This is a genomic window from Streptomyces sp. RKND-216 (assembly GCF_004795255.1).
In the GTDB taxonomy this organism is placed as follows: Bacteria; Actinomycetota; Actinomycetes; order Streptomycetales; family Streptomycetaceae; genus Streptomyces; species Streptomyces hazeniae.
The window spans coordinates 4,414,749-4,432,968 of sequence record NZ_SSBQ01000002.1 but is presented as its reverse complement, the minus strand read 5'-3'; the positions used below and the strand labels follow the sequence as shown (position 1 = coordinate 4,432,968).

The window sequence follows — 18,220 nt, the reverse complement described above, 5'->3', positions numbered from 1 at the left end:
ACCCATGTCAGGCTGAGTGGCGACACCTGTGGACGAGGAGAGGGCCGCCATGCACGACGCCGACCTGGGTCCGGCGCGCGAGAAGCTGATACGCGAGAGCATCGAACGCCAGACGATGCTGGCCACGCTTGGGGTGGAGGTCGCCGAGGTCGGCGCGGGGCGCGTCGTTTTGGAGATGCCCTTCCGCGGCGACGTCTGCCAGCAGAACGGCTTCGTGCACGCCGGTGCGATCACGACGGTCGCCGACTCGGCGTGCGGCTACGCCGCGCAGACGCTGATGCCGGAGGGCAGCGACGTCCTCAGCGTCGAGTTCAAGGTGAACCTGCTGCGCCCGGCGGTCGGCGAACGGTTCCGGGCCGAGGCCGCCGTCGTCCGCGCCGGCCGCACCCTCACGGTCTGCTCCGCCGACGTTTTCGCCCTCGCCGCGGACGGCTCCAGCAAGCAGATCGCCCTGATGCAGGCCACCATGACGACCGTTCACCCAGCCCCCTGACCCGGTGCCGCGCCGTGTCGGCTCACGCCGCAGGGGTGACGTGGGAGTGGGTGCAGAGCCAGCCGTTGGGCGTGCGGAGGTAGACGTCGGTGGTCCACTCGTCGGCGTGGAACGCCTTGCCGCGGTAGTGGGCGGTGTTGACCACCCGCGCGGTGAGGACGGCGGTATCCCCGTACACGCGGACCCGGGCGGTGCCCCCGACGGTGCGCATCACCTCGTGCGTCAGGTCGCCGGAGGCGACCAGCGACAGGAACTTCTCCCGGGTGCCGACGCCGTCCTGGTCGACGAGGACCCAGTCGTCCGTCACGTAACGGCCGATGGCGCGCACGTCGTTGGCGACGATCGCGTCCGCCCACGCCTGGGCCAGTGAGAGGAGGCGTTCCTCGTCGGTGCCGTTCATACCGGAGCCTCGTTCCAGCGGTGGCCGGGCGAGGAGGGATCGAAGACGTACGGCCTCGTGGTGGTCAGGCGGTGGAAGCCGAGCCGCTCGAGGACCGGGCGGCTGGCGTCGGACGCGTCGACGTGCAGGTAGCGGAAGCCGCGCTCGGCGGTGTGCCGTGCGCGGGCGGCGACCAGCGCACGGTACAGGCCGCGACCGCGCCACTCGGGGAGGGTGCCGCCACCCCACAGCCCGGCGAAGCCGGTGCCGGCGGGTTGCGGCGGGAGGCTCGCCCGGGCGGCGGACACTGGGCGGTCGCCGGCCAGGGCGACGACCAGGTGCACGGTCTCCGGCGCCGTCTCCAGCACGGGTCCCAGCCAGGAGCGCAGTGACGTGCCGTCCGGGCCGAACACCGCCTCGTGGACCTCATCCAGGAGGTGCAGACCGGCCGGGTCGGTGACAGTGTGCAGGCGCACGCCCTCCGGGAGCGCGGCGTCGGTCGGCACGGACGTCACGTCGGCGACCATCACGGCCTCATCCGGCCCCGGCGTGAAGCCGGCCCGGCGAAGGCGTCCGGCGAGGTCGGCGGGGCGGTCGTGCGCATACACCTTCCACTCGAACGGATGACCGTACGCGGCGAAGGCACGGAGCTGGGCGGCGATGGCGGCGTCGGCGGTGCCCTCGTCCAGGTCGGACCAGCACACGCCGTGCCAGCCGCGGCCGTCCGGGACGACGTGGCGGAGGACGGCGCCCGCGCCGTGGTCGCGTTCGAGCCGCGCGCCCGGGCCCTCGGCGGGCGCGTCGCGCCGTACCGCTGCGTCGTAGCGGCGGAGAGCGCTGTGCAGGTCCATGTGTCCATCCCAGCACCGGGGCGGCGGGCGCACCACCGTATTTCCGCGGCGTAGAGCGGCCGGATCGGGGAACCCCGTGAGGCCGGACCGTCCGCGTACGAAGTTGGAGGCGCCATGAGCGAGCACACCTACCGGGTGACCGAGATCGTCGGCACGTCGCACGAGGGCGTGGACGCCGCGATCAAGAACGCGATCAGCCGTGCCTCGGAGACGCTGCGGCACCTGGACTGGTTCGAGGTGGCGGAAGTGCGCGGCCAGATCGAGAACGGGCGGATCGAGCACTACCAGGTGGGTCTGAAGGTCGGCTTCCGCCTGGAGGACGGCCAGTCGGCAGGAGCGTAGGCGGGCCTCGCCTTCGGCGTCAGCCGCCGGAAGTGTCGAGTTCGGCGTCGGGGGTGACGCAGGCGGCGTCGTAGGGGTCGTCGAGCCAGCCGTCGGGGAGGACGACCCGGTTGCGGCCGGCGGTCCGGCCGCGCGGGCCGTCCGCGCCGGCGGCGGGCCAGGGCTGGTCGAGGTCCAGCTCCCCGAGCAGGTCGCCCATCTCGCTCAGCGAGGAGGCGACGGCCAGGCTGCGACGCATGTCGGAGCCGACGGAGAAGCCCTTGGTGTACCAGGCCACGTGCTTGCGGAAGTCGATCACGCCCCGCGACTCGTCCTCCAGCCATTCGCCCAGCAGTCTCGCGTGCCGCAGCATCGTGTCCGCGACCACACGCAGCGTGGGGCGGGCGTAGGACTCCGCGCCCCGGCCGTCGAACGCGGCGACCAGGTCGCCGAAGAGCCAGGGACGGCCCAGGCAGCCACGGCCGACGACGACCCCGTCGCACCCGGTCTCGCGCACCATCCGCAGCGCGTCGTCCGCCGACCAGATGTCGCCGTTTCCGAGCACGGGGATGTCGGAGAGGGCGCCGACGGTGTCCTTCAGGCGGGAGATGGCGTCCCAGTCGGCGGTGCCGCCGTAGTGCTGGGCGGCGGTGCGGCCGTGCAGGGCGACGGCGGTGACGCCCTCCTCGACGGCGATGCGCCCGGCGTCCAGGTAGGTGAGGTGGTCGTCGTCGATGCCCTTGCGCATCTTCATCGTCACCGGCAGATGTCCCGCGCCCGTCACGGCCTCGCGCAGGATGGCACGCAGCAGGTTCCGCTTGTACGGCAGGGCGGAGCCACCGCCCTTGCGGGTGACCTTGGGGACCGGGCAGCCGAAGTTGAGGTCGATGTGATCGGCCAGGTCCTCTTCGACGATCATCCGGACGGCCTTGCCGACGGTCATCGGGTCGACGCCGTACAGCTGGATCGAGCGCGGACGCTCGTCGGCGTCGAAATGCACCAGCCGCATCGTCTTCTCGTTGCGCTCCACCAGCGCCCGCGTCGTGATCATCTCGCTGACGAACAGGCCGCGGCCGCCCGAGAACTCCCGGCACAGGGTGCGGAAGGGGGCATTGGTGATCCCGGCCATCGGGGCGAGGACCACCGGGGGCGAGACGGTGTGGGGGCCGATCTGCAGCGGCTGTGTCGTCATGGCCGGGGACGGGCCTTTCGTCGGGGAGTCGGGGGCCGGCCCCCCATTGTCGCGCACCCGCGCCCGGTGCCGGACCGGGCGGGTGGGCCGGCCGTACGGTGAGGGGATGCGGATGCTCCTCACCTCCGACACCCACCTGCCGAAGCGGGCCCGGGAGCTCCCCGGCGAGCTGCTGGAGCGGGTGGCGGAAGCCGATGTCGTCGTGCACGCGGGCGACTGGGTGGACACGGCGACGCTGGACCTGCTGGAAGCCCGGTCGCGACGCCTGATCGGGGTGTACGGCAACAACGACGGCCCCGAGCTGCGGGCGCGCCTGCCCGGGACGGCGTACGCGGAGCTGGGCGGGCTGCGCTTCGCGGTGGTGCACGAGACAGGCGGCCGGCAGGGGCGGGAGCGTCGCTGCGCCCAGCGCTTCCCGGACGTGGACGTGCTGGTCTTCGGGCACAGCCACATCCCGTGGGACACGCGGGCGGAGGGTGGTCTGCGGCTGCTGAACCCGGGGTCGCCGACGGACCGACGGCGCGAGCCGTACTGCACGTACATGACCGCCGAGGCCGCGGACGGGCGGCTGTCCGAGGTCGTTCTGCACCGTCTGCCGCGCCGTACCCCTTCCTGACGTACGCGCGTGCGCGGGGGCGTCCGGGCCCGCGGGGACGCCGCCCGTGCCCGTTCCGCGCCCGTCTCACCGGCCGGACGGCCGGGCCCTCCCCCGCCCTCGTTCACGCGGCTACGGTGACGGTGACCCGCACGCCGTCGAGCCGAGAGGCAGCCGCTCACCGTGAACTCCCGACCCGCCGCCGCGCCCGACGCGGGCCTCGCCTCCACGCCCGTCGCCGCGCCCGTCGCAGGTCCCGTCGCCGTGCTGGGCGAGTGCGTCGCCGACGCCTTCGTCGAACCGGGTACGGCCCCGCCGGGCGCCCTCCGGATGGAGGTGCGGGCGGGCGGCGGCCCGGCGAACACCGCCGTGGCGCTGGCCCGGCTGGGGACGCCGACCCGCTTCCTGGGCCGGCTCTCCGACGACGTCTTCGGCCGCCTCTTCCGCACGCACCTGGAACGCTCCGGGGTGGACGTGCGGGCGGCCGTGCGGGCGGCGGAGCCGAGCACGCTGGCGGTGGCAGACCTGGCCGACGACGGCAGCGCCGCGTACTCCTTCCACGCCCGCGGGACCGCCGACTGGCAGTGGTCAGCGGCCGAGCTGAGCGCGGCGGCGGCCGGGCCGCTGTCCTGCCTGCACACCGGTTCGCTCGCGCTGGTCCGGCCGCCCGGCGGTCGGGCGGTGGAGGCGCTGCTGGCGGACGTGCGGGAGCGGGCGACGGTGTCGGTGGACCCGAACGTGCGGCCGCTGCTGGTCGACCCGGCCGACTACCGTGAGCGGCTGCCGCAGTGGTGCGCGGCGGCGGACGTGCTGCGGCTGTCGGACGAGGACCTGGCGCACCTGCGGCCGGAGGAGAACCCGGAGCGGGCGGCCGGGTGGTTCCACGAGCACGGGGTGCCGCTGGTGGTCGTGACGCTGGGCGGTCAGGGTGTGTTCGCGTCGCTGGACGGGAAGACGCTGCACACGGCGACGCCGCGGGTCGAGGTGGTGGACACGGTCGGCGCGGGCGACTCGTTCATGGCCGGGTTCCTGCACGCGCTGCACGCGGCGGGGGCGCTCGGCGGGCGGCTGGACGGGCTGACGGCCGCCGGGGTGGAGGCGGCGCTGGCGTTCGGCGCACGGGTGGCCGCGGCAGTGTGCGCGGTGCGGGGTGCGGACCCGCCGTGGGCGGCCGACCTGGCGGAGTGACCGGCCGCGCCCGCGCCCCGGCCGAGCGGGACCGCGCCGACAGCCCCGTCGCGCGCCATGCCGGGGGCAGCGGCGGACGGCGTCAGCGGGCGGCGGGTGGCAGGGGCTGTTCGGCCCAGATGGTCTTGCCTTCACGGGCGTAGCGGCTGCCCCAGCGGCCGGCGAGTTGCGCGACCAGGTAGAGCCCGCGGCCGCCCTCCTCGGTGCTGCCCGCTCGCCGCATCCGCGGCTGGGTGTTGCTGGGATCGGACACCTCGCAGATCAGGGTGCCGGCGCGGATGAGGCGCAGCTCGATGGGACCGCCCGCATGCCGGACCGCGTTGGTGACCAGTTCGCTGGTGACCAGTTCGGTGGTGAACACCAGGTCGTCCAGGTCCCAGTCCACGAGCCGCCGCGCGACCATCCTGCGCGCGTCGGCCACCACCTCCGGGTCGGCCTCCAGCGTCCAGGCGGCGGTGTCGGCGGGCGGCACGGCCCGGGTGCGGGCGAGCAGAAGGGTGATGTCGTCCGGGACCCGCGTGGGTGCCAGCCCGGCGACGACGTCCCGCCCCACCTCGGGGAGCGGGCGCAGGAACGGGTCGGCCGTGCGCAGACCGTGCAGCAGGGCGGCCATGCCGGTGTCCACGTCGCCGTCGCCCCGCTCCACCAGCCCGTCGGTGAAGAGGGCGAGCACGCTGCCCTCGTCCACGGTGGTCTCCACCGGCTCGAACGGCAGGCCGCCGACGCCCAGCGGCGGCCCCGGGCTGACCTCCAGGTAGCGGGCGCCGCCGTCCGGGGAGAGGATCGCGAGCGGCGGGTGCCCGGCGCTGGCGGCGGTGACCAGGCGGGACACCGGATCGTAGGTGACGTACAGGCAGGTGGCACCGAAGGAGTCGTACGGCACCGGCGGCACCGGCGCCTCCGTGCCGGTCCGGTGGCCGACCCCGGTGCCGATGCCGCTCGGGGACTCGCCGGACTCGACGGTGAGCTGGGAGACCAGGTCGTCGAGGTGGGTGAGCAGTTCGTCGGGCTCCAGGTCGAGGTCGGCCAGGGTGCGGACGGCTGTACGTAGCCTGCCCATGGTCGCGATGGCGTGCAGGCCGTGGCCGACGACGTCGCCGACCACCAGGGCGACCCGGGCGGAGGACAGCGGGATCACGTCGAACCAGTCGCCGCTGACCCCGGTGGACACCTCGGTGGGCAGGTAGACGCTGGCACTGCGCAACGCGACCGTCTCGCTCTCGGCGGGCGGCAGCAGGCTGCTCTGCAGGCTCACCGCGGCCCGGCGTTCCAGGCCGAAGCGCCGGGCGTTGTCCAGCACCAGCCCGACGCGTGAGGCGATCTCGTCGAGCATCTCGACGTCCTTCTCGTCGAAGGGGACGTCGCCGGTGCGCCACACGGTGACGCGCCCCAGCAGCAGGCCGCGGGCGCACAGCAGGGCCGACATGCTGCTGCGGGCGCCCTCGACGGCAGCCTCGTCGTCGAAGCGGGGCCACAGGCCGTGGGTGTGCGGGCCGTCGACGTCGATCTCCACCAGCCCGCCGGAGCGCGGGCGCACCGGCAGGTCGCCGGTGGTCGCGGCGCGTCGCAGCAGATGGGTGCCCTGGTCGTCCGGGGCGGGGCTGCGGTGGTCGAAGACGGCCTCGGCGACGTCCACAGCGGCCACGTCGGCGAGGCCGGGCGTCAGCACGTCGGCGAGGTCGCGGGCCGTGCCGGTGACCGAGAGGGAGGACCCGACGAGGGCTGTGGCCCGGTGCAACAAGTCGAGCCGGTCGCGAGCGCGCTGCTCCTCCGTGGTGTCGTTGAACAGGGTGGTGACGCCGGCGATCTGCCCGTCGGACAGCTGGAGCCGGAAGGCGGCGACGGTGAAGGTGCGCGCCGCGCGTGGATCGGTGCGAGTGCGGGCGGAGACCTCCTCGCCGATCAGGGGTTCGCCGGTGCGCACCACCCCGCGCAGGTGGTCGTCCACCCGTTCGGCGTCCTCCCGCCGCAGGAAGTCCGCGAGCCGCATGCCGGTCAGGTCGTCGGGCACCCCGGGGTAGTCGAGGAGCGGGGTGTTGGTGCGGACGATCCGCAGGTCGGGGTCGAAGACGGCGAGCCCGACCCGGCGCTGGAGGAAGAGTTCCTCGATGAAGGCGTGGTTCTGCCGCCAGCGGGTCATCAGCGGGCGGGGCACGGCGAGGACGAGGCACCGGGAGTCGGGGCCGACGCCTTCGGTGAGGGTCAGCACCGAGAGGGAGACCTCGACGTGGCGGGCGTCGCCGGTGCGCAGGGTGGCCGTACCCTCGCAGAACGTTCCCTCGTCCCGGCCCGGCACGGCGGGCCAGTCGTCGGGCTCGGTCAGCAGGGAGGGCAGTGGCCGTCCGCGCAGCTCGCGGGTGGGGCGGCGGAGCAGGGCTTCGGCTCCGGGGGTGCAGCCGAGCACGGTGGCCTCGCCGTCCACGATCAGCGCGGCCACGTTCGCGGGGTGGAACGGGTCCTCGTCGTTGCGGGCCATGCGTCTGCGCACCTCGCTCGCCGTTGCTGCCCTCACGGACATTGTCGGGCCGTGCGGCCGGCGGCGCCCGCCCGCACCGCGGCACCCCGTTTCCAGTCCCCCGTCCGGGCCCGCCTACGCCACTCGGGGCCCTCAGCCGCTCTGGGCCGCCGAGGTCTCCGAGGTGCCGCCGCGGCCGGGCGCCCGCTTTCCCCGTCCGCCGTCGGGAGCCGAGCCCCGCACGGCCCCCTCGCCCGCGCGCTCGCCCACGGCCGCGGCCGGCGACGTACGGCCCCCGGCCCCTCCGGAGGCGCGCCACCAGGGGGTGTCCGGCAGATCGCGTGAGGACGGCTCGAAGGAGCCGCCGGGCGGCGGAACGGCCAGCCGGACGCCGGCTTCGGAGGTGGCGGCCAGCATCCGCTCGCCGGGCTCGTGCCAGGGGTGCGGGGCGAGGTTGAAGGTGCCCCAGTGGATGGGGAGCAGCACGCTGTCGGCGGCGGTGCCGCACAGGTCCAGGTGGGTGCGGACGCCCTCCTCGGGCGTCATGTGGATGTCCGGCCAGTAGTCGCTGTAGGCGCCGACCTGGATCATCGTGGCGTCGAACGGGCCGTGCGCGGAGCCGGTGTCGGCGAATCCGGGGAAGTAGCCGGTGTCGCCGCTGTGGAAGACGCGGTGGTCGGGGCCGGTGACGACCCACGACGCCCAGAGGGTGCGCTGCCGGTTGCGGAGGCCCCGGCCGCAGAAGTGGCGCGCCGGGGTGGCGGTGAGGGTGAGCCCTGCGACCTGGGTGGACTCGTGCCAGTCCAGTTCGGTGAAACGGTCCGGGCGCAGCTTCCAGCGTTCCAGGTGCGCACCGACGCCGAGCGGGACGACGAAGTGCACGTCGGACCGGGCGAGAGCGCGGATGGTCGGCATGTCCAGGTGGTCGTAGTGGTCGTGCGAGACCACCACGACGTCGACGCCGCCGAGCGCCGCCAGAGGCAGCGGCGGCGGGTGGTAGCGGCGGGGGCCGACGAAGGTGAAGGGCGAGCAGCGCTCGCCCCAGACGGGGTCGAAGAGCACCCGTCGGCCGTCGATCTCGGCGAGCACGGTGGAATGGCCCAGCCACGTCAGCCGCAGTCCCGACGCGGGCGGCTCGGCCAGGTCGGGACGGCGGACGCGAACGGGGGCGGCGGGGCGGCGCTCCTTGCGGTTGAGCATCACCCGGGCCATCTCCAGCCGCGAACCCTCCGCGCGGGGGGGCGTGGCGGCGTGGACGGGGTTGCGGAAGGTGCCGGTGGCGGCGTCGTAGTGCGGTGAGCGTTCGATGCGGCGAAGGCGCTCACCTGCCGGTTCGGCGCCGAACGACGCGAGCCGTGGTAGGGACATGGAACCTCCCGTCAGCAGATGTGAGGAGAAACGCGCCGGTGCGTGTGGATGTTCCTCCCCGCAGGACGCCGTTCGCACGCGGGGTGCACGCGTACGGCCCTGAGGAAGACTCCCCAGGGCCGTACGAGGTTGCCGGTCGGACCGGTCAGCAGCCCAGGAGGCGGCCTGCCAGGTAGCTCTCGATCTGGTCGAGGGAGACCCGGTCCTGCTTCATGGTGTCGCGCTCGCGCACGGTCACGGCGTTGTCGTCCAGGGTGTCGAAGTCGACGGTGACGCAGAACGGGGTGCCGATCTCGTCCTGGCGGCGGTACCGGCGGCCGATGGCGCCGGCGTCGTCGAACTCGATGTTCCAGTGCTTGCGCAGCGTCTCGGCGAGGCCGCGCGCCTTGGGCGACAGCTTCTCGTTGCGGGACAGCGGCAGCACGGCAACCTTGACCGGCGACAGGCGCGGGTCGAGGCGCATCACGGTGCGCTTCTCCATCTTGCCCTTGGCGTTCGGCGCCTCGTCCTCGACGTAGGCGTCGAGCATGAACGCGAGCATGGCGCGGTTGACGCCGGCCGCGGGCTCGATGACGTACGGCGTCCAGCGCTCGCCGGCCTCCTGGTCGAAGTACGACAGGTCCTGGCCGGATGCCTTGGAGTGCGCGCCGAGGTCGTAGTCGGTGCGGTTGGCAACGCCCTCGAGCTCGGAGAACTCACTGCCGCCGAAGTTGAAGCGGTACTCGATGTCGGCGGTCCGCTTGGCGTAGTGGGAGAGCTTCTCGGCCGGGTGCTCGTACCAGCGGATGTTCTCCTCGCGGATGCCGAGGTCGCGGTACCAGTTCCAGCGCTGCTCCATCCAGTACTCGTGCCACTTCTCGTCCTCGCCCGGCTTGACGAAGAACTCCATCTCCATCTGCTCGAACTCGCGGGTGCGGAAGATGAAGTTGCCCGGCGTGATCTCGTTGCGGAACGACTTGCCCATCTGCGCGATGCCGAACGGGGGCTTCTTCCGCGAGGTCTGCTGGACCTGCGCGAAGTTCGTGAAGATGCCCTGGGCGGTCTCGGGGCGCAGGTAGGCGACGGAGCCGGAGTCCTGGGTCGGGCCGAGGTGGGTGGCGAGCAGGCCGGAGAACTGCTTGGGCTCGGTGAAGGCGCCCTTGTTGCCGCAGTGCGGGCAGTTGACGTCGGCGAGGCCGTTCTCCGGCATCCGGCCGTGCTTCGCCTCGTACGCCTCCTCCAGGTGGTCGGCACGGAAACGCTTGTGGCAGGAAGTGCACTCGGTGAGCGGGTCGGAGAACGTGGCGACGTGCCCGGACGCCTCCCAGACCTCGGAGGCAAGGATGACCGACGAGTCGATGCCGACGACGTCCTCGCGCGAGGTGACCATGGAGCGCCACCACTGGCGCTTGATGTTCTCCTTCAGCTCCACGCCGAGCGGGCCGTAGTCCCAGGCGGCACGCTGACCGCCGTAGATCTCACTGCAGGGGTATACGAAGCCACGGCGCTTGCTCAGGCTGACGATGGTGTCGATCTTGTCGGCGGCCACGGTGCTCTCTTCATCAACGACGACGGAATACCTCAGATTACCGGCGGGACAGGGTCCCGGATCAAATCGGCGACCGCCTCCGGCGGTCGGGCGGGAGGGGGCCTCCCGAGTGAGCGAGATCACCCATTCGGAGCATTTGACAATCATTTCCACGTGGCGTGAAAATGACTGTCATGAACGCTCGCTCCGCCTCCCCCGACCGCTCCCCCGGCCGCCCCTTCATACGCACCGCCGCCCCGGCGGTGGCAGCCGTGCTGGGCCTGCTGCCGCTGACCGCATGCGGCGGCGACGCCGGCGCCGACGACGGCCGGGTGGACGTGGTCGCGTCCTTCTACCCGATGGAGTTCCTGGCCGAGGAGATCGGCGGCGAGCACGTGGACGTCACCGGCCTCACCTCGCCCGGTGTCGAGCCGCACGACCTGGAGCTCACCCCGAAGCAGGTGGGCATGCTCAGCGACACCGACCTGGTCGTCTACCTGAAGGGTCTCCAGCCGGCCGTGGACAAGGCCGTCGAGCAGGCCGAGGCCGAGCACGTCGCCGAGGCCACGGCGTACACCTCGCTGGAGAAGCACGGAGGCCACACGGGCCACGACCACGGCGGCGAAGAGGGGCACGGGCACGAAGAGGGTCACGCCCACGAGGAAGGCGGGGGCCACGAGGGACACGACCACTCCACCGAGGGCGGCGGCGACCCGCACGTCTGGCTCGACCCGGTGCGCTACGCCGAGATAGCCGAGGGCGTCGGGAAGCAGCTCGCGAAGGCCGACCCCGAGCACGAGAAGGCGTACCGGGAGAACACCGAGGACCTGGTCGGCCGCCTGAAGACGCTCGACGACGACTTCCGCACCGGCCTCGAAGGCCGGAAGACGGACACGTTCGTCACCACCCACGCCGCGTTCGGCTACCTCGCCGACCGGTACGGGCTGCACGAGGAGTCGCTCTCCGGCGTCGATCCGGCCTCCGGCTCCATCAGCGCCGCCCACATCAAGGAGCTGCACGAGATCGTGAAGGAGGACGACGTGAGCACCGTCTTCTTCGCGAGCCGCGCCAGCGACGACGCCGCCGACACCCTCGCGCAGGACCTGAACCTGCGGACGGGCGTCCTCTCCTCGCTGGAGTCCGTCGATGACACCGGCACCCAGGACTACCTCTCCGTCATGCGCCAGAACCTCCAGGCCCTGCGCACCGCGCTCGACACGCAGTGAGCCCGCCGCTCCCGCAGACGCAGCACACCACCGAAGGAGACGCCGTGACGCAGCAGCCGGAAGCCGCCATCTCCCTCCACGAAGCCACCGCCGTGCTCGGCGGCCGCAAGGTGCTGCGCGGCGTCGACCTGACCGTCGGACGCGGCGAGGTCGTCGCGCTGCTCGGCGCGAACGGATCGGGCAAGTCCACCACCGTGCGTGCCGTCCTCGGGCGCACCCCCCTCGCCTCGGGCTCGCTCGACCTGTTCGGCACACCGCTGCGCCGCTTCCGCGACTGGCGCCGCGTCGGCTACGTCCCGCAGCGTTCCACCGCCGCCGCAGGCGTACCGGCCACGGTCCGCGAAGTCGTGTCCTCCGGCCGCCTCGGTCGCCGCCGCTTCCTCCCGCTCGGCAGCGGCGACCGGGACGCGGTGGACCGCGCACTGCACGTCGTGGGCATGGCCGGACGGGCCGGGGAAGCCGTGGGCGCCCTGTCCGGCGGCCAGCACCAGCGGGTCCTCATAGCCCGCGCCCTCGCGGGCGAACCGGATCTGCTGATCATGGACGAGCCGCTGGCCGGCGTGGACCTGGTCAGCCAGCGCGTACTGGCCGAGGCCCTGCGCGAACAGGTCGGCCGCGGCACCTCGGCCCTGCTGGTGCTGCACGAACTGGGCCCGCTCGCCCCGCTCATCGACCGCGCGGTGGTGCTGGAGGACGGCCGCGTCCAGCGCGTCGACGACCCGGACCGGCTGCACGACCTGGCCTGCCACCCGCACGACACCCCGGCGGCCGAACCGGCCCCGGCGATCGAGACCGGACTGCTGTCATGACCGAGATGCTCTCCTACGACTTCATGCAGCGGGCGCTGCTCGCCGCCCTGCTCGTCGGCCTCACCGCCCCGGCCGTCGGCATCTACCTGGTGCAGCGCCGTCAGGCGATCATGGGCGACGGCATCGGCCACGTCGCCCTCACCGGCGTCGCGCTCGGCTTCCTGCTCTCCACCAGCCCGGTGTGGACGGCCGTGGTGGTCGCCGCGCTGGGCTCGGTCGGCATGGAGCTCATCCGCTCCTACGGCCGAACGCGCGGCGACGTGGCGCTCGCCCTGCTGTTCTACGGCGGTATCTCCGGCGGCATCATGCTGATCAACCTGACGCCGGGCGAGTCCAACGCCAGCCTGAACACCTACCTCTTCGGCTCCATCACCACGGTCTCGGAATCCGATCTGGTCACCATCACCGTCCTGGCCGTGCTGGTCGTCTTCGTCGCGTTCGGCCTGCGGCGGCAACTGTTCGCCGTGTGCCAGGACGAGGAATTCGCCAAGGTGACCGGGCTGCCCGTGCGGTGGCTGAACCTGCTGCTCGCGGTCACCGCCGCGGTGACCGTCACCGTGGCCATGCAGGTGGTCGGGCTGCTCCTGGTCAGCGCGCTGATGGTGGTGCCCGTTGTGGCCGCGCAGCAGCTCACCCGCGGCTTCGCGGTGACGCTGGCGCTGGCCGTCGGCTTCGGTGTGCTGGTCACCCTGTCCGGCACGGTGACCTCCTACTACGCGGCCGTCCCCGCGGGGGCCGGCACCGTGCTGCTGGCCATCGCGCTGTTCGGCCTGACCTCGGTGGCCGCGGTGCCCCTGGCCCGCCGGCGGGGGGCGCGGGCAACCGAGGGGGAGCCGTCGGGCACCCTGGAGGGAGAGCACGCCACGGCAGGCGTCCGCTAGCTCGCTGCGCGGGCCGGTCGCAGCCACCTGGCACAATGGCGAGCCGACCCGCACGGCAGCTCGACGAGTGGAGGAGGCAACGGTGGCGACCGCAGGTCCCCCCGTCCGCGGACGGTCGACCCGGCAGCGCGCAGCCGTGGCGGCCGCGCTGGCGGAGGTCGAGGAGTTCCGCAGCGCACAGGAGCTGCACGACATGCTCAAGCACCGCGGCGACTCCGTGGGGCTGACCACCGTCTACCGGACGCTCCAGTCCCTCGCCGACGCCGGCGAGGTCGATGTGCTGCGCACCGCCGAGGGCGAAGCCGTCTACCGCCGCTGCCACAGCGACGACCACCACCATCACCTGGTGTGCCGGCACTGCGGCAAGGCCGTCGAGGTCGAGGGCCCGGCCGTCGAGCGGTGGGCCGAATCCGTCGCCGCCGAACACGGCTTCGTGGACGTCGGCCACACCGTCGAGATCTTCGGCACCTGCGGCGACTGCGCGAAGGACTGACACCCGGCCTCCCGCGCCTCCCCGCCCGCGCGGCTCCCGGGTTTCCGACTCCCCGCCCGGCCGGGTGAAGGAGTGACACCGGCCCCGCACCCGGCGTGCCGGGTGCGGGGCCGCTCCGCCGCGCGACCACTCTGGAAGTGTCGGGCGGAACGTGCCGCTCCGGGCCGGCGGCGCGGATCGCGAGGAGCAGAACGATGACGACGGACTGGTCCGCGGTCGGCACCGTCCGCATCGGCCCGGACCTGGAGGTGCGGCGACTCGGTTTCGGCGGAGCGTGGCTGACCGGCCCGGGCACCTACGGCCCGCCGATCCGGACGCGGTGCGAGCAGTGGCGCGCCGCGCCGTCGAGACCGGTGTGCAGCTGGTCGACACCGCCGACTGCTACGGGCCGGAGATCAGCGAGACGCTGATCTCCGAGGCGCTCACCCCGTACCGGGACCACGTGGCGGTCTCCACCAAGGGCGGACGACGGGCGCTCGGAGGCGGCTCCTGGCAGGCCGACGGCACGAGGCGTCCCCCGCCCAGGTCGCGCTGGCCTGGCTGCTGCGGCGGTCCCCGGTGACCCTGCCGCTGCCGGCGACCACGGCCCCGCAGGGTTGGGAGGAGGACCTGGCGGCTCTCCAGCTGCGGCTGTCCGAGGCCGAGGTGGACGCGCTGGCGGCACCCGTCCCGCCGCCCGGCGGGCCCCCCTGATCCGCTACGGGACCCGGCCGGAGGCGGCGGGTTCAGCCCTGCTGCGGGGTGGTGGACACCTCGTTGGGCCGGGCCCCGCCGAAACGGCGGTCGCGGCGGGCGTACTCCAGGCATGCGTCCCACAGATTCCGGCGGTCGAAGTCCGGCCAGAGGACGTCCTGGAAGACCATCTCCGCGTAGGCGCTCTGCCATATCAGGTAGTTGGAGGTCCGCTGTTCCCCGGAGGGGCGCAGGAAGAGGTCGACGTCGGGCATGTCCCGGTAGTAGAGGTACTTCGCGAACGTCTTCTCGCCGACCTTGTCCGGGTCCAGGCGTCCCGCGGCCACGTCGGCCGCGATCGCCCTTGCGGCGTCGGCGATCTCCGCACGGCCGCCGTAGTTGACGCAGAAGTACAGCGTCATCGCGTCGTTGTGCTTCGTCTGCTCCTGCGCGACCTGGAGCTCCTGGACGACGGACTTCCACAGCTTCGGCATCCGGCCCACCCAGCGGATGCGGATGCCGAGGGCGTCCATCTCGTCGCGGCGGCGGCGGATGACGTCCCGGTTGAAGTTCATCAGGAAGCGGACCTCTTCGGGCGAGCGCTTCCAGTTCTCGGTGGAGAAGGCGTACAGCGAGAGGTTCCTGACCCCCAGCTCCAGGCAGCCCTTGAGCACGTCCAGCACGACGCCCTCGCCGACCTTGTGGCCCTCGGTGCGCGGTAGGCCGCGCTCCTTCGCCCACCGGCCGTTGCCGTCCATCACGACCGCGACGTGGTTCGGGACCAGCTCGGCCGGGATCAGCGGGGGACGGGCTCCGGACGGGTGCGGCTCGGGGAGGGCGTAGGCGGCTGATCCGCGACGCTGCCGGGACAGCATTCCGCGACGGGCCATGGGGTCTCAGCTCCATCGGATCGTGCGAGGACTTCTCCCCGGGAGCCTAGTCCACCCCGAGAGACCCCTACGCCGGGCCGCCGTTCCGCACGTAGCGCAGGGAGCGCAGGCCGCGCTCCAGGTGCCAGTGCAGGTAGGCGGAGACCAGCCCGTTGCCTTCGCGGACGTGCCGGGGCTCGGCGGCGTCCGCGGCCGGCCAGTCTCCGGTCAGCAGGGCCCCCAGCAGCCGTACGGCTTCCGGGGACGGCACGACGCTCCCGGGCACCCGGCAGTCGCCGCACACCGTGCCGCCCGCCGCGACGGAGAAGAACCGGTTGGGCCCGTGGATGCCGCACTTGGCGCAGTCGTCGAAGCTGGGCGCGTAGCCGTTCACGGCGAGGGAGCGGAGCAGGAAGGCGTCCAGCACCAGGCCCGGGGCGTGCTCGCCACCTGCCAGCGTGCGCAGGCCGCCGACGAGCAACAGGTACTGCTGCACGGCCGGTTCGCCCTCGTGGTCGGTGAAGCGTTCCGCGGTCTCCAGCATCGCGGTGCCGGCGGTGTAGCGGTCGTAGTCGCCGACGATGCCGCTGCCGTACGGCGCGATGGTCTCGGTCTGCGTGCACAGCGGCAGCCCGCGGCCGACCAGGTCGCTGCCGCGGGCGAAGAACTGCACGTCGACGTGGCTGAAGGGCTCCAGCCGGGCGCCGAACTTGGACTTGGTGCGGCGTACGCCGCGGGCCACCGCCCGCACCCGGCCGTGACCGCGCGTGAGCAGCGTGATGATCCGGTCCGCCTCGCCCAGTTTCTGGGTGCGCAGCACGATGCCGTCGTCGCGGAACAGGCTCATGGGGTCATTCTCCCGTACGGCCGGTCCCCCCGGCGTCGCCGGGTGCGATCAGCCCGGACTCGTGCGCCGCGATCACCAACTGCGCCCGTCCCGCACCGCGAGCTTGCGCGTTGTCGGGAGGCCGGGCCGTCAGGAGGGGGTGCGGGCGGCGGCCAGCAGGCGTTCGGTGTCCGCGGGACGCAGCGCGAGGGCGCAGCCGACGGATTCCAGCATGTCGCGTTCGGCGGGTTCGTACGGGCCGTCGGCGAGGGCGATGGCGGCGCCCTGGAGCAGCAGCGCCTCCCGGCCGGCTGCGGCGAGGTGCGGAGCGAGGGGTTCCAGCGCCTCGCACAGTTCGATGTGCACGGCCATGTGGTGGTCGGCGGCGGCGAGGGCGTCGGGCAACTCCGGCCCGCCCGGTTCGTGGGCAGCCGGGTCGTACAGCGGGTCCGCGCAGAGCGCGGCCAGCCTCTCCAGCAGGGAGTCCTCGTCGCACTCGGGGTAGCCGGAGCCACGTACGGCCTCCACGGCCGCCTCCAGGGTGGCCCGCGAGTCGGCACCGGAGGCCGCCAGGACGGACAGCGCGACGGAGTGCACGGCCTCCCGGAGCATGGTGGCCAGCCGGTTGGTGGTGGGGTCGTCCAGCGCCCGGGTGTCGTCGTGGCGGCGGCAGGCGGCGCACTCGACGACCGGCGGCACGTCGCCGCGCGGCACGAGCGGGATGCCGAGCACGGCGAAGCGGCGGCGTCCGGCGCGCAGCCGGTAGCTGCGGTCGCCGCCGCAGCCGGTGCAGAAGAACTCGCCGTCGTCGAGGGTGCGCCAGCTGGTGCGGACACCTGCGAGGCCCGCGAGGCGCGGGCCCGCCACCGGACGGTCTCTCGGGTCTCGGGAACGCACCACGCACCTCCATCACACTTCGGCAGCGCTGCCGGGTCGAGTGATGTTAACCACAGTCCCGAACCCCCGTCAGCCCCTTCGCAGAGCGGAATGCGCTCGCCGCGCGGAAACTCGTCGTGGGACTGCACGCCTTGCACGAAGCGGAATGCGCCTCTCGATGGCCGTCGGGTGACGCGGGTGAACGGCGGAGCGGCGGGGCGGACACCGGGGCCTCCCCGCAGACCGAGGCGACCGGACCTTTTGCCGGCACGCCCGGGCGGGAATGCTGTGAGCATGACATTTCCGGCAGGACGGAGGGTGCTTCCGATATGACGACTCTCATCGTGGCGGTGGGCGGGACGGCGGTGCTCCTCGGCTGGCTGCTGTGGCGCATCGTGCGCCGGGAGCGGCGGCGCATCAGGCTGGGGCACGGCTTCCGGCCGGAGAGCAAGGGGCTGGCGGACATCCGGGAGGCGCGCCGCTCGGCGCGGACGGTGCGGGAGGTGGGTGCGCTCCACCCGCCGCGATACCGGGGCTGACCCGGACAGGGCCCGGGCTGGGCGGCGGCCGGGCCGGGGGAACCTCCCGGCATGGAGCGGCGGGACCGGGTTACCCGTGGGCCCGCAGACGTTCCGGAGGGAGGTCCCGGCATGTCCACCATCGATCCTCAACCCAGAAACCCGGTCAGCGACGCCTGGAACACCGTGGCGAGCTACGACTCGTACGAGAAGGCGCAGACCGCCGTCGACACACTGTCGGACGCGCACTTTCCGGTCGAGCACATCGACATCGTGGGGTCGGACCTGCGGCTGGTCGAGCACGTGACCGGACGGCTCACCAAGGGGCGCGCGGCCGGGGCCGGCGCGGCGACCGGTGCCTGGTTCGGCCTGTTCATCGGCCTGCTGGTGGGCCTGTTCACTCCGGGGCCGACGTGGCTCGGGCTGATCATCGGCGGCCTGCTGATCGGCGCCCTGTGGGGCGCGGTCTTCGGCTTCGTCGGGCACGCCGCGACCGGTGGCCGCCGGGACTTCTCCTCGACGCGCTCCCTGGCAGCGTCCCGCTACGACGTGATCGCCCGCGGCGGCCGGGTGGAGGAAGCGCGGGGCATCCTCCAGCGCGAGGGCCTCTCCGGCGCCGCTTGACCGGGGCGCGTGCGTCCGTCCCGCCCGCCGGTGGGCCCGGCGGGCGGGACGCTCGGCCACTTTGGCCTGCGACACGG

At 73.2% G+C, this 18,220-nt stretch carries 21 protein-coding genes; 12 read left to right on the top strand and 9 right to left on the bottom strand.

Annotated features, from left to right (window positions below; translation table 11 throughout):
* Nucleotides 1–49: 49 nt before the first annotated feature.
* Complete coding sequence (locus tag E4198_RS19220) at nt 50–493, top strand: PaaI family thioesterase (protein ID WP_136184250.1); 444 nt, start codon at nt 50–52, stop codon at nt 491–493.
* A gap of 22 nt (nt 494–515) precedes the next feature.
* Here E4198_RS19220 and E4198_RS19215 read toward each other — a convergent pair whose 3' ends face one another.
* The gene (locus E4198_RS19215; protein WP_136184249.1) at nt 516–893 is read right to left on the bottom strand and encodes a nuclear transport factor 2 family protein; all 378 of its coding nucleotides are present in this window, start codon (nt 891–893) and stop codon (nt 516–518) included.
* Nucleotides 890–1,723 carry a GNAT family N-acetyltransferase gene (locus tag E4198_RS19210; protein ID WP_136184248.1) on the bottom strand — a complete coding sequence of 278 codons (834 nt, stop codon included), beginning with the start codon at nt 1,721–1,723 and terminating at the stop codon, nt 890–892. The genes E4198_RS19215 and E4198_RS19210 overlap by 4 nt, the downstream gene beginning before the upstream one ends.
* A 114-nt stretch (nt 1,724–1,837) precedes the next feature.
* Here E4198_RS19210 and E4198_RS19205 point away from each other — a divergent pair, with 114 nt between their 5' ends.
* A complete protein-coding gene (locus E4198_RS19205) occupies nt 1,838–2,065 on the top strand; it encodes a dodecin (protein ID WP_136184247.1) in 228 nt (75 codons plus the stop codon).
* Nucleotides 2,066–2,084: 19 nt separating this feature from the next.
* Here the strand turns inward: E4198_RS19205 and dusB are convergent, their stop codons facing one another.
* Entirely contained in the window at nt 2,085–3,236 is a 1,152-nt protein-coding gene (dusB, locus tag E4198_RS19200) for a tRNA dihydrouridine synthase DusB (protein WP_136184246.1), read from the bottom strand.
* 106 nt (nt 3,237–3,342) lie between these two features.
* Between dusB and E4198_RS19195 the strand changes: the two genes are divergently transcribed.
* On the top strand, nt 3,343–3,852 hold the full coding sequence (locus tag E4198_RS19195) for a metallophosphoesterase (RefSeq protein ID WP_136184245.1): 510 nt from the start codon (nt 3,343–3,345) through the stop codon (nt 3,850–3,852).
* A gap of 243 nt (nt 3,853–4,095) precedes the next feature.
* Nucleotides 4,096–5,019, top strand: a complete 924-nt coding sequence (locus tag E4198_RS19190; protein WP_247597957.1) for a carbohydrate kinase — start codon at nt 4,096–4,098, stop codon at nt 5,017–5,019.
* Between the two features lie 82 nt (nt 5,020–5,101).
* Here E4198_RS19190 and E4198_RS19185 read toward each other — a convergent pair whose 3' ends face one another.
* The 3 genes from E4198_RS19185 to E4198_RS19175 all read right to left on the bottom strand — a co-directional run bounded on the left by E4198_RS19185 (nt 5,102) and on the right by E4198_RS19175 (nt 10,370).
* Nucleotides 5,102–7,495 carry a SpoIIE family protein phosphatase gene (locus E4198_RS19185; RefSeq protein WP_247597748.1) on the bottom strand — a complete coding sequence of 798 codons (2,394 nt, stop codon included), beginning with the start codon at nt 7,493–7,495 and terminating at the stop codon, nt 5,102–5,104.
* 132 nt (nt 7,496–7,627) lie between these two features.
* Nucleotides 7,628–8,842: an MBL fold metallo-hydrolase gene (locus E4198_RS19180; protein WP_136184242.1), complete on the bottom strand. Its 1,215-nt coding sequence runs from the start codon at nt 8,840–8,842 to the stop codon at nt 7,628–7,630.
* Between the two features lie 145 nt (nt 8,843–8,987).
* Complete coding sequence (locus E4198_RS19175; protein ID WP_136184241.1) at nt 8,988–10,370, bottom strand: glycine--tRNA ligase; 1,383 nt, start codon at nt 10,368–10,370, stop codon at nt 8,988–8,990.
* Between the two features lie 164 nt (nt 10,371–10,534).
* Between E4198_RS19175 and E4198_RS19170 the strand changes: the two genes are divergently transcribed.
* From E4198_RS19170 to E4198_RS25580, 6 genes are all read left to right on the top strand, one after another.
* Nucleotides 10,535–11,575, top strand: a complete 1,041-nt coding sequence (locus tag E4198_RS19170) for a metal ABC transporter substrate-binding protein (RefSeq protein WP_136184240.1) — start codon at nt 10,535–10,537, stop codon at nt 11,573–11,575.
* A gap of 44 nt (nt 11,576–11,619) precedes the next feature.
* Nucleotides 11,620–12,384, top strand: coding sequence for a metal ABC transporter ATP-binding protein (locus tag E4198_RS19165; RefSeq protein WP_247597747.1), 765 nt, complete (start codon nt 11,620–11,622; stop codon nt 12,382–12,384).
* Nucleotides 12,381–13,265 carry a metal ABC transporter permease gene (locus tag E4198_RS19160; RefSeq protein ID WP_136184239.1) on the top strand — a complete coding sequence of 295 codons (885 nt, stop codon included), beginning with the start codon at nt 12,381–12,383 and terminating at the stop codon, nt 13,263–13,265. The genes E4198_RS19165 and E4198_RS19160 overlap by 4 nt, the downstream gene beginning before the upstream one ends.
* Before the next feature lie 82 nt (nt 13,266–13,347).
* The gene (locus E4198_RS19155; protein WP_027763758.1) at nt 13,348–13,758 is read left to right on the top strand and encodes a transcriptional repressor; all 411 of its coding nucleotides are present in this window, start codon (nt 13,348–13,350) and stop codon (nt 13,756–13,758) included.
* A gap of 274 nt (nt 13,759–14,032) precedes the next feature.
* Entirely contained in the window at nt 14,033–14,320 is a 288-nt protein-coding gene (locus E4198_RS25585; protein ID WP_247597746.1) for an aldo/keto reductase, read from the top strand.
* On the top strand, nt 14,317–14,451 hold the full coding sequence (locus tag E4198_RS25580; protein WP_348771310.1) for a hypothetical protein: 135 nt from the start codon (nt 14,317–14,319) through the stop codon (nt 14,449–14,451). Before E4198_RS25585 ends, E4198_RS25580 begins: the two co-directional genes overlap by 4 nt.
* Before the next feature lie 32 nt (nt 14,452–14,483).
* Here E4198_RS25580 and E4198_RS19145 read toward each other — a convergent pair whose 3' ends face one another.
* The 3 genes from E4198_RS19145 to E4198_RS19135 form a co-directional block, all read right to left on the bottom strand.
* Entirely contained in the window at nt 14,484–15,320 is an 837-nt protein-coding gene (locus E4198_RS19145; protein WP_136184238.1) for an isoprenyl transferase, read from the bottom strand.
* 67 nt (nt 15,321–15,387) lie between these two features.
* Nucleotides 15,388–16,146 (bottom strand): DNA repair protein RecO, encoded by a 759-nt coding sequence (recO, locus tag E4198_RS19140; RefSeq protein ID WP_136184237.1) that lies wholly within the window; start codon nt 16,144–16,146, stop codon nt 15,388–15,390.
* Nucleotides 16,147–16,275: 129 nt separating this feature from the next.
* Entirely contained in the window at nt 16,276–17,022 is a 747-nt protein-coding gene (locus E4198_RS19135) for a TerB family tellurite resistance protein (RefSeq protein ID WP_136184236.1), read from the bottom strand.
* A gap of 308 nt (nt 17,023–17,330) precedes the next feature.
* Between E4198_RS19135 and E4198_RS25020 the strand changes: the two genes are divergently transcribed.
* Both E4198_RS25020 and E4198_RS19125 read left to right on the top strand, forming a co-directional pair.
* The gene (locus E4198_RS25020; RefSeq protein ID WP_168711473.1) at nt 17,331–17,540 is read left to right on the top strand and encodes a hypothetical protein; all 210 of its coding nucleotides are present in this window, start codon (nt 17,331–17,333) and stop codon (nt 17,538–17,540) included.
* Between the two features lie 111 nt (nt 17,541–17,651).
* Nucleotides 17,652–18,143, top strand: a complete 492-nt coding sequence (locus E4198_RS19125; protein WP_136184235.1) for a general stress protein — start codon at nt 17,652–17,654, stop codon at nt 18,141–18,143.
* Nucleotides 18,144–18,220: the final 77 nt, after the last annotated feature.

Excerpts from the sequence above, each read along its gene's own strand:
- E4198_RS19220 (WP_136184250.1), top strand. The coding sequence starts at position 50 with ATGCACGACGCCGACCTGGGTCCGGCGCGCGAGAAGCTGATACGCGAG.
- E4198_RS19215 (WP_136184249.1), bottom strand. The coding sequence starts at position 893 with ATGAACGGCACCGACGAGGAACGCCTCCTCTCACTGGCCCAGGCGTGG.
- E4198_RS19210 (WP_136184248.1), bottom strand. The coding sequence starts at position 1,723 with ATGGACCTGCACAGCGCTCTCCGCCGCTACGACGCAGCGGTACGGCGC.
- E4198_RS19205 (WP_136184247.1), top strand. The coding sequence starts at position 1,838 with ATGAGCGAGCACACCTACCGGGTGACCGAGATCGTCGGCACGTCGCAC.
- dusB (WP_136184246.1), bottom strand. The coding sequence starts at position 3,236 with ATGACGACACAGCCGCTGCAGATCGGCCCCCACACCGTCTCGCCCCCG.
- E4198_RS19195 (WP_136184245.1), top strand. The coding sequence starts at position 3,343 with ATGCGGATGCTCCTCACCTCCGACACCCACCTGCCGAAGCGGGCCCGG.
- E4198_RS19185 (WP_247597748.1), bottom strand. The coding sequence starts at position 7,495 with ATGGCCCGCAACGACGAGGACCCGTTCCACCCCGCGAACGTGGCCGCG.
- E4198_RS19180 (WP_136184242.1), bottom strand. The coding sequence starts at position 8,842 with ATGTCCCTACCACGGCTCGCGTCGTTCGGCGCCGAACCGGCAGGTGAG.
- E4198_RS19170 (WP_136184240.1), top strand. The coding sequence starts at position 10,535 with ATGACTGTCATGAACGCTCGCTCCGCCTCCCCCGACCGCTCCCCCGGC.
- E4198_RS19160 (WP_136184239.1), top strand. The coding sequence starts at position 12,381 with ATGACCGAGATGCTCTCCTACGACTTCATGCAGCGGGCGCTGCTCGCC.
- E4198_RS19145 (WP_136184238.1), bottom strand. The coding sequence starts at position 15,320 with ATGGCCCGTCGCGGAATGCTGTCCCGGCAGCGTCGCGGATCAGCCGCC.
- recO (WP_136184237.1), bottom strand. The coding sequence starts at position 16,146 with ATGAGCCTGTTCCGCGACGACGGCATCGTGCTGCGCACCCAGAAACTG.
- E4198_RS25020 (WP_168711473.1), top strand. The coding sequence starts at position 17,331 with ATGACGACTCTCATCGTGGCGGTGGGCGGGACGGCGGTGCTCCTCGGC.
- E4198_RS19125 (WP_136184235.1), top strand. The coding sequence starts at position 17,652 with ATGTCCACCATCGATCCTCAACCCAGAAACCCGGTCAGCGACGCCTGG.